General features: G+C 45.7%; 14 protein-coding genes. 11 read left to right on the top strand and 3 right to left on the bottom strand.

Translation table 11 applies throughout. From position 1 onward, the window contains the following. A partial coding sequence (locus tag ICN40_RS09325) for an IS3 family transposase (protein WP_216123889.1) occupies positions 1-97 on the top strand: 97 nt, incomplete at its 5' end. 116 nt (positions 98-213) lie between these two features. After that, on the top strand, positions 214-516 hold the full coding sequence (locus tag ICN40_RS09320; RefSeq protein ID WP_216191969.1) for a YciI family protein: 303 nt from the start codon (positions 214-216) through the stop codon (positions 514-516). Positions 517-585: 69 nt separating this feature from the next. On the opposite strand, the gene ICN40_RS09315 is transcribed toward ICN40_RS09320, so the two are convergent. Continuing rightward, positions 586-1,179, bottom strand: coding sequence for a DUF1080 domain-containing protein (locus tag ICN40_RS09315; RefSeq protein WP_216243611.1), 594 nt, complete (start codon positions 1,177-1,179; stop codon positions 586-588). 78 nt (positions 1,180-1,257) lie between these two features. On the opposite strand from ICN40_RS09315, the gene ICN40_RS09310 reads away from it, so the two are divergent. From ICN40_RS09310 to ICN40_RS09270, 9 genes are all read left to right on the top strand, one after another. Next, positions 1,258-3,678: a DUF748 domain-containing protein gene (locus tag ICN40_RS09310; RefSeq protein WP_216243609.1), complete on the top strand. Its 2,421-nt coding sequence runs from the start codon at positions 1,258-1,260 to the stop codon at positions 3,676-3,678. A gap of 10 nt (positions 3,679-3,688) precedes the next feature. Further along, entirely contained in the window at positions 3,689-3,913 is a 225-nt protein-coding gene (locus ICN40_RS09305; protein ID WP_215319989.1) for a hypothetical protein, read from the top strand. A 204-nt stretch (positions 3,914-4,117) separates the two neighbouring features. After that, positions 4,118-5,920: an NAD(P)H-dependent oxidoreductase subunit E gene (locus ICN40_RS09300; protein WP_216243607.1), complete on the top strand. Its 1,803-nt coding sequence runs from the start codon at positions 4,118-4,120 to the stop codon at positions 5,918-5,920. A gap of 41 nt (positions 5,921-5,961) precedes the next feature. Continuing rightward, positions 5,962-8,856: a formate dehydrogenase subunit alpha gene (fdhF, locus tag ICN40_RS09295; protein ID WP_216243605.1), complete on the top strand. Its 2,895-nt coding sequence runs from the start codon at positions 5,962-5,964 to the stop codon at positions 8,854-8,856. Positions 8,857-8,965: 109 nt separating this feature from the next. Further along, entirely contained in the window at positions 8,966-9,274 is a 309-nt protein-coding gene (locus ICN40_RS09290) for a hypothetical protein (protein ID WP_216243602.1), read from the top strand. Between the two features lie 116 nt (positions 9,275-9,390). After that, entirely contained in the window at positions 9,391-11,049 is a 1,659-nt protein-coding gene (nadB, locus tag ICN40_RS09285; RefSeq protein WP_216243600.1) for an L-aspartate oxidase, read from the top strand. Positions 11,050-11,112: 63 nt separating this feature from the next. Further along, complete coding sequence (locus tag ICN40_RS09280) at positions 11,113-12,492, top strand: TAXI family TRAP transporter solute-binding subunit (RefSeq protein ID WP_216243598.1); 1,380 nt, start codon at positions 11,113-11,115, stop codon at positions 12,490-12,492. 400 nt (positions 12,493-12,892) lie between these two features. Next, positions 12,893-13,270, top strand: a complete 378-nt coding sequence (locus ICN40_RS09275; protein ID WP_216243596.1) for a type II toxin-antitoxin system RelE/ParE family toxin — start codon at positions 12,893-12,895, stop codon at positions 13,268-13,270. After that, complete coding sequence (locus ICN40_RS09270) at positions 13,263-13,601, top strand: DNA-binding transcriptional regulator (protein ID WP_076024163.1); 339 nt, start codon at positions 13,263-13,265, stop codon at positions 13,599-13,601. Before ICN40_RS09275 ends, ICN40_RS09270 begins: the two co-directional genes overlap by 8 nt. Positions 13,602-13,609: 8 nt before the next feature. Here ICN40_RS09270 and nadC read toward each other — a convergent pair whose 3' ends face one another. Together nadC and nadA are read right to left on the bottom strand one after the other, a co-directional pair. Beyond that, positions 13,610-14,464: a carboxylating nicotinate-nucleotide diphosphorylase gene (nadC, locus tag ICN40_RS09265; RefSeq protein ID WP_216243595.1), complete on the bottom strand. Its 855-nt coding sequence runs from the start codon at positions 14,462-14,464 to the stop codon at positions 13,610-13,612. A 15-nt stretch (positions 14,465-14,479) separates the two neighbouring features. Further along, positions 14,480-15,607: a quinolinate synthase NadA gene (gene nadA, locus ICN40_RS09260; RefSeq protein WP_216243593.1), complete on the bottom strand. Its 1,128-nt coding sequence runs from the start codon at positions 15,605-15,607 to the stop codon at positions 14,480-14,482. Between the last annotated feature and the right edge of the window lie 49 nt (positions 15,608-15,656).

Raw genomic sequence — 15,656 nt, 5'->3', positions numbered from 1 at the left:
GGAATATATCCACTACTACAACCATGATCGGATCAAACAAAAACTAAAGGGATTAAGCCCGGTGCAATACCGAACTCAATCCCTCGTGCTAACCTAACTAAACTGTCCAACTTTTGGGGGTCAGTTCATTCGGGTGGTTTTTTCTTTGGAACTTACCGTAATATCTTGCTAATTAAGATTTAAAAATAAAACCAATTAAAAGATGGAGAAAACATGATCTTTGCAATTTTGTTGATGGATAAGCCTGGTACTGCTGACTTGCGTGTACAAATTCGACCAGAGCATCGCGCTTACTTGGCGCAACTTTCTGACCGCATGGCTTTTGCTGGACCGATGACTTCTGATGACGGTAAGACTACAGTTGGTAGCTTGCTCGCAATCGACTTTCCTAGCAGGGCAGATGTGGAAGCTTGGTTAAAGGATGAGCCCTATACCAAGGCAGGTGTTTATGAAAAGCCCATCATTAATGTATTTAATAATATGTGGGAGCAAAAAGCAGGCTTTCCGCCAGCGTAAGACGCTTGATCTCGAGAGAATTAAAAAAGCCGCTTGTCAGCGGCTTTTGATTTATTTGGGCGTCAAAGCTTATAGAGGCTTTATTTGCAACTTCTTAAATTTAATGACGCCACCAGCAGATTGCAGGGCAATAGGGCCTTCAGAATATTTGCTATCCTGACCATTAGCCACTGTCACAACGCCATTCATCATGACCTTAAAATTGGGACCATTTGCAATAATCTCCATGGTGTTCCAGCGTCCACCGGCCTTAGGTACCGGGTCAACTTTAGCAACATCCACAATAGCGCCGGTTGCGTACGCTTGTTCGGGGCGGGTATCCCAAATATTGATTTCATAACAAGTGGATTGACTCACCTTGTTAGGGTCTTGGCAGCGAATGAAAATGCCGCTATTCGTATTGGACTCAGCATAAAACTCAGCCTTGATGACAAAGTTTTTGTAAGTCTTAGTGCTGACTAAAAAACCATTGGGCTTATTGCCTTCGACAATACCATTACCAATGACCCAGTTGGCGCTCCCAATAATGTTCCACCCACTCAAACTTACGCCATCAATCAGATCGGTAAAGCCATCAGAGTTTTGGGCAATAGCAACACCACCGATCGATAGAGCGGCAAGGCACACAACAGATAAGGCCAGTTTTTTGAGGAATGTTTTCATGGGTCTCCTGAGGGGGGTATATTTATTATTCTGCGTTCATTTTCATTGTTACTGATATTGACCTATAAAGACAAGTAGATGCTTTCCCTCACAAACTCCCAAATAAAGCGATGGTCTTTGCGTTTGGCGGGACTTTTTATTCTGATAGCCGCCTTATTCTGGTTGGGAAGCCATTTGTTGCTGCCTGGCTTGATTAAAAAGTCCCTAACTGAATATGGCAACAAGATTGGTTATGAGATCTCCTATCAAGACCTCAGTCTTTCTCCATTGCGGCTAAGGGTGGAGCTTGATGGCCTTCACTTGGCAAAAGAGGGTGGTTCTAAATTACTGGAATTTAAAAAGCTGGCAATTACCCTCAAGTGGACAAAGTTGGTTATAGGAGAGCTGGGCTTTGATGAGGTTTTGCTGGAAGAACCTAAGGTGTTGGTCGAGAAGAATCTACCTAAGGGCATACACGCAGGGTCCTGGAATTGGCAGGAATTGATTGCCGCCGTTGAAAAGGCGATACCCCCTTCAGATCCCAAAGAATTCAAGAAGCCTCTCAAAATATCGATCGATGAAATTATCGTCAGTTCAGCTTCTCTAAGTTTGGTGGATGATTCGAGCAAATTAAAAGAATCACTCAACCCGTTTACTATGAGGTTGCTTGATGTAGCCAATTACGATAAGAATGGTTTGGTAACCGGGGTCCGTGGTCAATACGACTTTAATCTTGGTGCCTTGCAGTTCTTCATACCTGGAATCAATAAAACTATTGCGTATCGCCATGTTGCTATTACAGGTGGATTGGATAATCCTCAGCCAGGTAACTTAGGCGCGCAGCTCAACTTGAGGTTGGATGAGGGTGAGATACGATCACGCTGGGATTTCAATACCGGCTCGAAGTCAGTTAATGGCAAGTTAGAAATTCACAGTCTTGCAACCTCGCCAATCGTCGCTCTATTGCCAGCTAATAAAGAGCTCATCGGTACCAGTGGCTTGATGAAAGCCGATCTAACTGTGAAAATAGGCGGTGAGACTGATTCAGTTGCGGGCGATATTCATATTTCAGACTTAGCAATACTGGAGAAGGGTCAAAAAAATCCTCTGATTGTTTGGAAGATGGCGGATATTCGTCAGTTTGAATATCAATCCGTTAAGTCAAAACAGGGTTCCAACAATAGCCTCTCAATAGATGAGTTGGCCATTGATGCGCCAACCCTGCAATTTGAAATTAATGAAGAAGGGTTCTCAAACTTTAGAAGGTTATTTGCCAGGCCAACAATAGAATTAAAGTCCGAGCCTGTAGCTGGGTCTAAGGTAAGCACTCTCTCCACATTCAATTTAGATATTCGATCCACTCTTCTGAAAAATGGCGAAGTGTACTTTTCAGATATGGCGATGCGTCCTAATTTCAAGGTGGATGTGAAGAGGTTCAATGCCACTCTTTTGGGGGTTAGCAATACTCCTGGTCGATTTGCCACTGTGGCGATGGATGGTGTTGTTGCTGGCTCGGGAGGTATGCGAGTAAAGGGTCAAGCATCATTTGATGATCCACGACGCAATCATGACATCTTGATGAGTTTTAGAAACCTTCCGCTGACCGCCTTCAATCCAGCAGTGATGACATTCGCAGGCTATCAAATTACCAGTGGACGACTAAACCTCAATCTCAATTACAAAGCCAATGATGGCGAACTCAATGGAAGTAATCAGATCATTATTAAGAAGGTGGTGCTGGGTAATGAGGTGCCGGACTTTACTGGCAAAAAATTACCGCTAGGCTTAGCAATTGCTTTATTAGAAGACTCTGATGACACGATTGACGTAACGGTTCGCATCGCAGGTAATGTCGACTCCCCAGAATTTAGTGCCAGTGGTTTGGTTTGGCAGGCCATTAGTAATGTTCTAACAAACGTAGCAACAGCACCATTTAGAGCTCTTGCATCTATTTTAGGAATGGGTGGCGAAGAGGGTGTAAATGCTGTGCCTGGAGAAGCAGTCTTCCTGGTTGCTGATCAAGATCGCCTGGAAAAATTTGGCGAGTATTTGGTGAAGCGTCCGAACTCGAGCTTAGAGATCATTGGTACTTATGATCCTGTGCTGGATAAGAAAGAGCTTGCAAGAGCTAAGGCAGATAGCGCCATTTTGCAAGATGCCGGATTTAAGTTGGCACCTGGCGAACCAGTGCCCACTCCATCATTTACAGACCCGAAAGTACAGTCAGGCCTGAAGGCGGCATATGCCCAATACATAGGGCGCATCAAGCTTGGTCAACGTCTTTTGACTCTTCCAGATGGCGAGAAGCGCAATGAGCAACTGCATGAGGAGTTGATTTCTGGGATAGAGATCACTGATGTCGAGCTTCAGGAATTGGCAAAAAGTAGGGCGAAGACGGCCTACGGCTTCATGGTTAAGGCTGATCCAAGCCTAAAGGACCGTGTTCAGCTGGGAGATGTGAAGACTGTAGAGGTAGGAAAAGAGGGTATACCTCTCGATGTTGAGATCAGAATCAAGTAGACTTGAGGCCATGAATTCAACAAAATTGCGCATTATTTCTGTCGCCTCATTGATTGCTAGCCTTGGCCTAGTGGGTTGCGGCTCCATTGAATCAGCAGCCCAGGACGACTGTACTTCGATTGGCTGGCAAATTGGTAGTAAGGGTTACCAAGATTGCTACAAGGATAGGCTCTATGAGCGTAAGTTGGACTACTCCCTGCCTCCTGGTGACCAGCCTTCACCATCCCTCCTTTAGTAGGGTAAACCCTTTATATAAGTCCTTGAGCGCCGTCAAGGACTTAGGGGTATAAATAACCCAAAATAATGCGTTACTTTGCGTAATCATAACTAGCCAAGTATTTGGATTGGCAAGGTTTTTTTGATGGGCAAAGTGTGACAACGCTCTGCATTGGTGCTGAGCACAAAATAGCAATAAATAGAAAATTAGAGACTACGAACTATGAATCATCCAAAGCCTTCTGGAGAAGTCAAAGCAGTTGCCGTTGCAACCGCAGATGATTTGAGGGAAACCATTCGCCGTAAGAGTAAGTTGAAGGGGCGTCAAGCAGACGACGTTTCAGTTGATGAAGTTCGCCAACTCATTGGTAATGCGCCACATCGTCGTGATCTATTAATTGAAAATCTTCACAAGCTTAATGATGAGTATCGTGCTTTGCATGATCGTCATTTAGTCGCGCTTGCTAAGGAAATGAATCTGCCGATGGCAGAAGTATATGAAGTAGCTACTTTCTATCATCACTTTGAAGTAGTGCGTGGAAACGATCCGGTAGCAGACATCCTTATTCGCGTTTGTGATGGTATTGCCTGTGAATTGGCGGGGGCACAAAATCTATTGGCCAAGTTGCCAAGTATCTTAGGTAATCCAAATATCAAAGTCGCCGCAGCTCCTTGCGTGGGACGTTGCGAGCAAGCCCCAGTAGCAGTAGTTCATCAATATCCAGTTCTGTTTGCAACGACAGACAAAGTACAGGCTGCTGTTAATAACAAGCTGACCACTCAGCCAATGGCTAAAGACGATGCCGTCTTTGATCCTGCTGCTTTGGCGGAGCAGGGCGTTTCTCCTCAGGGTGAGATGCAGGCTGTTTCTCCTGACTATGTTGGTTACGAGCCTTATCGTGCTCAAGGCGGTTACGCTTTGGCTAAAGAAATTTTCGAAGGCAAGAAGGACGCTGAAAGCATCATCAAGGCAATGGAAAGCTCTGGCTTACGTGGCTTAGGCGGTGCAGGATTCCCGGCGGGTCGCAAATGGCGCATTGTGAAAGATCAAGTAGCACCTAAATTGATGGCAGTGAACATCGACGAAGGTGAACCAGGAACATTTAAAGATCGCACTTACTTAGAGCGCGATCCACATCGCTTCTTAGAAGGCCTGTTAATTGCAGCCAGCGTGGTTGGTATTGATGCTTGTTATATTTATTTGCGTGATGAGTATCACGGCTGCCGTGAGTTGCTTGAGGCTGAATTAACAAAACTCAAAGCTAATCCGCCCTTTGCATTGCCGAATATTGAATTGCGTCGTGGTGCTGGTGCTTATATTTGCGGTGAAGAATCCGCCATGATTGAAAGTATCGAAGGTAAACGTGGTGAGCCACGGATGCGCCCTCCATATATTGCACAAGTCGGTTTGTTTGGACGCCCAACGCTCGAGCACAACTTTGAGACGCTGTACTGGGTGCGCGATATTGTTCAGCGTGGGCCTGAGTGGTTTAGTTCATTCGGTCGCCACGATCGCAAGGGCTTACGTAGCTTTAGCGTGAGCGGGCGCGTTAACAAACCTGGTGTGAAGTTGGCCCCAGCGGGAATTACTATTCAAGAATTGATTGATGAGTACTGTGGGGGCATGCAAGATGGCCACAAGTTCTACGGCTATTTGCCTGGTGGCGCATCCGGCGGTATTTTGCCTGCGACCATGAATGACATCCCACTCGACTTTGATACTTTGCAGCCTTATGGTTGCTTCATCGGTTCTGCTGCAGTCATGGTGTTTAGTGACAAAGACAAAGCGCGTGATATGGCGTTGAACGTGATGCATTTCTTTGAGCATGAGAGCTGTGGTCAGTGTACGCCTTGCCGAGTAGGAACGGGTAAAGCGGCTAAGTTGATGCAGGCTAAATCTTGGGATCAAGAAACCTTAGAGGACTTAGCCACAGTGATGGTGGATGCTTCTATTTGTGGTCTAGGTCAAGCCGCACCAAATCCTATCCGTTGTATTCATAAATATTTCCCTGAAGAAGTTCAATAAGGAAGTACCTTAATAAAAATTCAGGGAATAACGAGACAAACATGAACGCACCAACAAATCCAAAAGAACTCGAATTACAAACCGTTGAGTTCAAGCTCGATGGCAAAACGATCGTTTCATACGAAGGCGAAACGATTCTCAAGGCTGCCAAACGACACGGTATTGATATTCCACATCTATGCTTTAAAGATGGTTACCGTCCTGACGGTAACTGCCGTGCATGCGTAGTGGAAATTAATGGCGAGCGTACATTATCGCCAAGCTGCTGTAGAAGTGCTACTCCAGGAATGGAAGTGAAGGCTAATAGCGAGCGTGCTGTTAAGAGCCAGAAGCTGGTTCTGGAGATGTTGCTCTCCGATATGCCTGATGAAGGCTTTAAGTGGGTTGGCGATAGCAAAGAAGAAGAGCAACAGAACCAGCATGGTGAGCTGAGTACTTGGGCTGCCCGCATGGATGTGACTGTTCGTCCGGAACTCAAAGCATTACGTCGCGAAAAAGTTAGTAGTGATATTTCCCATCCAGCGATGGCTGTGAATTTGGATGCGTGTATTCAATGTAATCGCTGTGTACGCGCTTGTCGTGAAGAGCAAGTTAATGATGTAATCGGTTACGCCATGCGTGGCGGTCATAGTGAGATCGTATTCGACTTAAATGATCCAATGGGCGACAGTACTTGCGTTGCCTGTGGCGAATGTGTACAGGCTTGCCCAACTGGTGCATTGATGCCTAAAGGTTTGATTGGTTCACAGACAGTGGATCGTAAAGTCGATTCTGTTTGCCCGTTCTGTGGCGTCGGTTGTCAAATCACTTATAACGTTAAGGATGAAAAGATCGTCAGCGTTGAAGGTCGTGATGGCCCAGCCAATCACAATCGCCTTTGCGTCAAAGGTCGTTTTGGCATGGATTACATCCATAACCCGCAGCGTTTAACCAAGCCATTAATTCGTAAAGCGGGCGTTCCAAAGGATGAGTCCATCCTTGAAGGCAAGCAAGACTGGTCAGACATCTTCCGTGAAGCTAGCTGGGAAGAGGCTTTGGAGTTTGCTGCTGGAGGCCTTAAGAAATTAAAAGATCAACATGGCTTAAAAGTATTGGCGGGCTTTGGTTCTGCCAAAGGCAGTAATGAAGAGGCTTATCTCTTCCAAAAGTTGGTTCGTACCGGCTTTGGTAGCAATAACGTAGACCATTGCACACGTCTTTGCCATGCATCCTCTGTGGCAGCGCTTCTCGAAGGTGTTGGCTCTGGTGCGGTAAGTAATCAGGTTAATGATGTTGAGCATTCCAGCTTAATTTTCTTGATTGGTTCCAATCCAACTGCAAACCACCCAGTTGCTGCTACCTGGTTTAAGAATGCCGCTAAACGTGGCGCCAAAATTGTCTTGTGTGATCCACGTGCGACTGAAATCAGTAAGCATGCATGGCGCACGATGCAATTTAAGCCAGACACTGATGTAGCGATGCTCAATGCCATGATCTATACGATTATTGAAGAAGGCTTGGTTGATAAGGACTTTATTCAAAATCGCTCGAATAACTTTGAAGCCTTAAAAGAAAACATCAAAGGTTATAGCCCTGAAGCAATGGCGCCAATCTGTGGTATCCCAGCAGAAACCTTGCGTGAAGTGGCGAGAGAGTTTGCTACCACCAAATCAGCCATGATTTTATGGGGCATGGGCGTAAGTCAACACGTGCACGGTACAGACAATGCACGTTGCTTAATTGCTCTTGTAAGTATTACTGGCCAAATCGGTAAGCCTGGATCGGGCTTGCATCCATTGCGTGGTCAAAATAACGTGCAGGGCGCTAGTGATGCTGGTTTGATTCCGATGATGTTCCCGAACTATCAGCGTGTTGATAATCCAGAAGCGCATGCTTGGTTTGAGAGGTTCTGGGGTACGCCATTAGATAAAAAACCTGGCTATACCGTGGTGGAGATCATGCATAAGATCACTGCACCTGATTCTGATCCAGACAAGATTCGGGGCATGTTTGTCGAAGGTGAAAACCCTGCGATGAGTGATCCGGATTTAAATCATGCGCGTCATGCATTAGCGGCTCTTGAACACTTAGTTGTACAAGACATCTTCATGACAGAGACAGCATTGCTTGCCGATGTTGTCTTGCCTGCAAGTGCTTGGCCTGAGAAGGTTGGCACCGCTAGCAATACTGACCGTATGGTTCAGATGGGTAAGAAAGCCATTAATCCTCCGGGTGATGCAAAACCTGACTTGTGGATTATTCAGCAAATCGCTAAAGGCATGGGCTTGAACTGGAATTACCAAGGTCCTGATGCCGGTGTTGCTGAGGTTTATGACGAAATGCGTCAGGCAATGCACGGCGCGATCAACGGCATAACCTGGGAGCGCTTAGAAAAAGAATCTAGCGTTACTTATCCATGCTTGTCTGCCGAAGATCCAGGTCGCCCAATTGTCTTTAATGACAAGTTTGATACCAAAGATGGGCGAGTGAAGTTAGTGCCAGCCGATATCATTCCGGCGAATGAGCGTCCTGATGCTGAATATCCATTTGTATTGATTACTGGTCGTCAGTTAGAGCATTGGCATACCGGCAGTATGACGCGTCGTGCCACAGTGCTGGATGCGATTGAGCCAATGGCAACCGTATCAATGAATGGTGAAGATATGACCCAGCTAGGCGTTTCTGCTGGCGATGTGATTACCGTTCAGTCTCGTCGTGGTGAAGTCGGTATCCACGTGAGAAGAGATGATGGCACACCGAGAGGCGTAATCTTTATTCCGTTTGCCTACTATGAGGCTGCTGCTAACTTGATTACCAATTCAGCACTAGATCCATTTGGCAAGATTCCAGAGTTTAAGTATTGCGCTGTGAAGCTTGCTAAGGGCGGTGAAGCATCCAAGATCATGGGCTATGGCACGAATGCCCCAGGTGGATCTAAGGTAATGTCTAACGTTTAATTAGGATTTGGCAATTCACAAAATGGCTCCCAGATGGGAGCCATTTTGTTTAAAGACCTTGTTTTCAGCAGTACTGCTTTTGTAGTAAAAAGGCTTTACGGGGGAAATCATGAGCAGATCAGTCAAAATTAATGATGATTTATATGAGGCAGCAAAGGTTGAGGCTAGAAAAGAACGCCGAACTATTGCGGCTCAAATTGAATTTTGGGTAAAGTTAGGGCGGGGAGCGATTGATAATCCCGACTTACCTACATCCTTCATTGCTGACTCATTGGCATCACTTTCAGAGCCAAGGCCAGCAAAGCAGCCTCAATATAAGTTAGAAGAATTGCTGGCTAATTGGAATCCAGGGGAAAAGCGCTCTAAAGAGGATGAGGCATGGCTGGAGATGAAGCCCATAGGTAAAGAGTTTTGGTAGCGTCTTAGGCATATGTGCACCTTGTTTTGCTTGATATCTTCGCAGTTTTTTTGGTTGCTATGGACTCATTTAAAGTCATGTGAGAACAAGATTCCTAATGCGCTTTAGAATGAAGTATGGCCAGTTCAAAACCTTCCTCAAACACCAGCGATAAAGCAGAACTTCCCGTCCTCATTATTGGGGCCGGATTAGCCGGATTGACTGTTGCCCTCCATATGGCTGAATCTCAGCCGGTGATTTTGATGGCTAAACGGGGCTTAGGTGAAGCTGCTACAGCTTGGGCCCAGGGCGGTATTGTTGGGGTGGTCGACAAAGAGCATGACAGTATCGATTCGCATGTAGCTGACACCTTAGATGCCGGTGCAGGGCTTGTGGTTGAATCCACAGCACGCTATATCGCCGAAGAAAGCGCTGATGCGATACGTTGGTTGGTAGAGCAAGGTGTCCCATTCACAACTGATGAAGCTGGCCCAATGGGTTTGCATTTAACCCGCGAAGGTGGTCATAGTCATCGTCGTATTGCTCATGCTGCTGATGCCACGGGTAAGGCAATTCATGAAGTGCTGTTAGATAAAGCTAAATCCCATAAAAATATTCAGATCTTGGAGCATTGGATCGCACTTGATCTCATCACCAATCGTCAGCTCGATGCCAAGACCCAGCGCACTAAGCCTAATCGTTGTTACGGTGTATATGCACTTGATATTAAAAATAATCGCGTAGAAACAATCGAAGCCAAGTCAGTGGTTTTAGCTACTGGCGGCGTAGGCAAGGTTTATCGCTACACCAGCAACCCCGATACCGCTACAGGCGATGGCATTGCTATGGCTTGGCGCGCAGGTTGCCGAGTAGGCAATATGGAATTTATTCAATTTCATCCGACATGTCTGTATCACCCAAGTGACCGTACATTCCTGATTACCGAAGCCATGCGCGGTGAGGGTGGTCTGCTCAAACTGCCTGATGGCACACGCTTCATGCCTGACCACGATGATCGCCACGAATTAGCGCCGCGCGATATCGTTGCCCGTGCTATTGACTTTGAAATGAAAAAGCACGGCTTAGACTATGTCCATCTCGATGCCACACATTTAGGCGAAGCATTTATTAAAGAGCATTTTCCGATGATTTATGCGCGCTGCTTAAGTCTTGGTCTAGATATCACCAAAGAACCGATTCCAGTTGTCCCTGCTGCGCACTACACCTGTGGTGGTGTAGTGACTGATCTCAAGGGGCGTACTGATTTGCCAGGACTCTATGCAGTAGGTGAGGCAACTTACACCGGCTTACACGGGGCGAATCGCTTGGCAAGCAACTCATTGTTGGAGTGCGTCGTCATTGGCAAGGCTGCTGCAGAAGATATCTCCAATCTGAAGACCCCAGTGATGCCGGCTCTCCCATTGTGGGACGAGAGCCAAGTTGAGGATGCGGATGAGCAAGTGGTCATTGCCCACAACTGGGATGAGCTACGTTCTTTGATGTGGAATTACGTAGGTATTGTCAGAACCAATCGACGCTTGGAGCGAGCCCTACATCGAATTAAGCTTCTCCGTTATGAGGTGCAGGAGTATTACGCTAACTTTAAGGTTACGCGCGATCTCATTGAGCTCAGAAATCTATTGGAATGCGCAGAGCTGATCGTACGCTCGGCATTAATGCGTAGGGAAAGTCGTGGTCTCCATTACAGCCGTGACTACCCCGGTACTTGGGCTGTCTCTTACCCAACCATCCTGACTCCTCAAGCAGAGGGTGCTGAGACGGATTCTGCCTCCTAGGCCTTCAAAGCTATAAAGCCCCGTTTTTTGGTGATAAGCTAGCCCCATATCACGAGGAATGACATGGCCAGTTTTAAAGAAGAAGTCAGCGAACATATCTCTGCGGTTTATCAAACGGCAGTTGATGAGATCAAAAATTGGGTTAGCGCTTTAAGAGAGGTCTGGCCACTTGTTTTCTTATTAATTCTTGCTCTATTTATTCTAGTTTGGTTTGCAAAGCCTGCGCCACCCAATAAAGTATTAATGGCAACTGGTACCGGCGGCTCCTACAAAGTATTGGGTGAAAAATATAGGAGCTATTTTGAGAAAAAAGGTATTGAACTTGAATTAGTAGAGACCCACGGCTCTAAAGAAAATCTTCAACATCTCATTGATCGAAAAGATCCAATCCAAGCAGCCCTTGTTCAGGGTGGAATGATTGCTGTAGACAATCTTTCTGGTGTGGAATCCCTCGGTAGTGTTGACTATGAACCAGTATGGATGTTCTATCGTAAGAATGCCTTTAACGAAAGTATTCACGTATCTGATAGAGATATTGCTAAGCTAAAAATCAATATCGGCCCGGTGGGGAGTGGAACACGTACGCAGGCTCTTGGAATATTTAAACTCAATGGCTTAAAAAGCGATGCCCCTAATTTACTTAGTCTTGGGAATGCTGAAGGTGTTAGTGCTTTGGAGCGTGGCGAAATTGATGCAGTGATTTTGGTAGATGGTTTTGATTCACCAAACGTGCAAAGACTCATTAAAAATCCAGGCATTAAGTTAGCTTCATTTACGCGTGCAGACGCCTATACCCGTTTATTGCCGTATTTCGAGGAGGTATCAGTGCCTATGGGCGGCTTTGATCTCGGGAAAAATATCCCGGATCATCCAATTGAGCTGATTTCGACTACGACCAATCTCTTAATTGATAACCGCCTACACCCGGCGATCCAAGTTTTATTTCTAGAGGCTGCGCGAGAAATCAACGGTAACAAATCCTATTTTGCTAAAACCGGGGAATTCCCTGCTTACATGAACACTGAGGCCCCTTTAAGTGAGGAGGCTAAATTTTTCTATGAAAAGGGTACCCCTACCTTAATGAAGTATTTGCCATTCTGGCTTGCGGAGTTCTTAGAGCGCATGTTCTTCCTCTTGCTCCCGTTTGCTGCGTTTGCTTATCCCGTTATTAAATCAATTCCTACTTACAGAACCAATCTTGCTAAGAAGCAAATTAACTCAATCTATAAAGAGCTCGATAAATTCGAGAAAACTACGATTGAAAGCTTTGACCCAGATCGTCGTGGTGAATATATTGAGGTACTTAATGAGATGGAGCGCAGAATACTCCGATCAAAAGCAGCAAAGCTAGCCACTGCTGAATGCTATAGCCTGCGAAGCAATATTGAATTTATTCGTAATGCGCTGGAGAAGCAGGTTATATATAAGGGTAGGGAAGGGTAATTTAGCGCGATTGCTCGCAAGCGTAATAAATGTATTAAATCCCAGGACGCCGTGGCCCATTGGGTTCCAGGGTTGCGTCTTGGGCTCTAGCTATATCGTCCAATACCCTTGCTATAAATTCAACATCTCCATTTGATTCCTCAATGCATGCTTGAAGATAGAGGGCCATCTCCTGGGGTGTGCGCAAATGTTCTGCCACATCATAGGGGCTTGTAGTTTTGTTTTTCATCTTCCCTCTCGCGTTGTAGATACCAGGCTTCTCACATGACGCGCATAGCTTGTGTGATTTAACTCTATAGATTTGCACGGAATTCTTCTATAAAAGCCGGCTACTTGCAACCCTAATTCATTGTCGGATACAATGTTATAGCACTGAGTGCTATACATTAAAATATCGACTATGAAAATAGTCTTAAAAACAAAAACATTCGATCGTTGGGCAAGAAAAATTATTGGAGCTATAGAACTTTGTAATGCTGCTAGAGAGATTGAGCGAGGAGTTTATGAGGCTGACTTAGGTGGTGGGGTATGTAAAAAGAGAATCCCACTTCCAGGTCAGGGCAAAAGCGGGGGCATTCGCACTATTGTTGCCAAGAAAAACAAGGAAGCAATTATTTTTATCGTTGGCAGGGAAAAGAGTTATCCCGGCTCTGACTTTAGTAATGTGGAGCAAGAGGCGGCAACGATTATTGCTAAGTCATTCGAAAAGGCAGATAAAAATAGATTGCGGGTACTAGTTAGGGCTGGGATATTGAAGGAGCTAAATTGCAATGAGTAAAAAATTAAAATCTGAAGATAGAAGGGTGCTTGACGAGCTATTAGAAATGGCGCAGGCATTGGAGGAGCACGGTCTTTTAACTAAGCATGATTATGCAAAAATGAAGACCCTTTGCTTAGAAAAGCCACCATTATTTACACCTAAAAAAGTGACGGATATACGCATTCATCAAGCAAGAATGAGTCAATCCATTTTTGCCTCACTACTAAATGTAAGTGTCTCTACAGTTCAAAAATGGGAGTCGACAGGTTCTGGAAAGCACCCTAGTGGTGCCGCTGCCAAGCTACTTCAGCTAATTGAAACTAAGGGCATTCAAGTGCTATTGGTATAACCAAATTGCTACAAAATGCGCATCGAGAAATCAACCGCATTCACATCCTTGGTGAGTTTTCCAAGAGAGATGCGATCAACACCAGTAGATGCAATAGCGCGCATTTGATCTAGGTTGATACCACCAGAGGCTTCTAGCAAAGCACGCCCATCAGTAATGGCAACAGCTTGCTTCATTTGATCGGTATTGAAGTTATCAATCAAAATACTTTTCGCACCCGCAGCTAAAGCTTCTTCAAGTTCGGCAAAGTTTTCTACTTCAATCTGAATATCCACTCCAGCATTAAGTGCTTGAGCATTCTTTAAGGCTGCCGTAACACTGCCAGCAGCAGCAATATGATTCTCTTTAATCAAAATGCCGTGCCACAGTGCTAAACGTTGATTTTTCCCGCCACCAACGAGCACTGCATACTTCTGAGCCTGACGTAATCCCGGAACGGTTTTACGTGTATCCAATACCGCGCAGCCCTTTGGATTCGGGCTAGCGCCCGCAATTGCATCAACGTGCTGACGCGTTATGCTGGCTGTCCAAGAAAGCGTTTGCAAGAAGTTAATACAGGTACGTTCGGCAGATAGGAGTGCTTGTGAGTCAGCTTCAATATCGCAAACCTTGGTATCGGGCTTCATCATGTCACCCTCTAGGTAATGCCAAGTTACTTTGGAGTTGGGATCAAGATTCTTCAATGTGCCTTCAAACCAATCCACACCACAAAGAACGGCTTCTTGGCGAACGATTAACTGAGCTTTAACAGGTTTACTGGGAACAAGCTTAGCAGTCCAATCACCGGTGCCAATATCTTCCATGAGCGCATCATGAATATTGCGTTGGCGAGCTTGCTCTAGGGTTTCGTTGTATTCAAGCATATATAAATATAAAAATTAAGCGGCGCCAATATTTTTTACAAAGCCATGCTGCGCTTTAGCTAAAAGGTCAGGATGGTTTTTAGTGAAGTCGAGCATACGCTCAATGCAACCTAATGCTTGAACACGAATAGGTTCTTCGATGAAGATTTCACCAGATTCGTTTTCTAGGCAATTCAAAATTCCTTGTAAGCCATTCATGGCCATCCATGGGCAGTGTGCACAACTCTTGCAGGTAGCGCTGTTACCAGCAGTTGGCGCTTCAATCAGTTTCTTATTGGGGGCTAGCTGGCGCATGCGATGCAAGATGCCATTATCGGTAGCAACAATGTACTCAGCTGCAGCGCCTTCAACCACAGCCTTAATCATGGCAGAAGTAGAGCCCACAACGTCTGCAAGGTCAACTACTGCTTGCGGAGATTCTGGATGAACCAAAATCATGGCGCTAGGATGAGCCGCTTTAAGCATCTCTAATTCAACCGCTTTAAATTCATCATGAACAATGCAAGCACCATTCCATAGCAACATATCGGCGCCAGTTTGTTCTTGGATATAGCGACCCAAATGCCGATCGGGTGCCCAGAGAATTTTCTTGCCCTCAATTTTGAGTTGATGCACGATCGCTAATGCACATGAACTGGTTACCATCCAATCTGCTTGCGCTTTGACTGCTGCCGAAGTATTTGCATAGACCACAACAACACGATCGGGATGCGCAGCTCTAAATGCAGCAAAGTCTGAAGCATCGCAACCTAAATCAAGCGAGCAGGTGGCATCGAGGTCGGGCATGAACACCCGTTTTTCTGGGCTAAGGATCTTTGCGGATTCACCCATGAAGCGGACGCCAGCAACAATCAAATTTTTGGCGGAATGGTTTTTGCCAAAGCGTGCCATCTCCAGAGAGTCGGCAACAAAGCCACCAGTCTCGATAGCTAGATCCTGGATATCACCGTCAACATAGTAGTGAGCCACTAAGGCGGCATCTTTCTCTACTAATAACTCCTTAATACGGGTAATGACTGCTGCTTTCTCAGGTCCAGCAAGATGGGGTGGGACTTTAGCCCAGGCTTGAGCTGTGCAGGTGATGCCAGCTGAGTCTTGCAAGGGGTAATCAAAAGCAATTGGGGCGCTAACAGTTGAATTCATACGAAATCTTAACCTGTATAGGCATTTTTCTGTAAAACGCTCTAAACCG

It is taken from the genome of Polynucleobacter sp. Fuers-14 (assembly GCF_018882045.1).
Classification (GTDB): Bacteria; Pseudomonadota; Gammaproteobacteria; order Burkholderiales; family Burkholderiaceae; genus Polynucleobacter.
The sequence above is the reverse complement of the archived record's forward strand: the minus strand, read 5'-3'. Positions and strand labels throughout refer to the sequence as shown.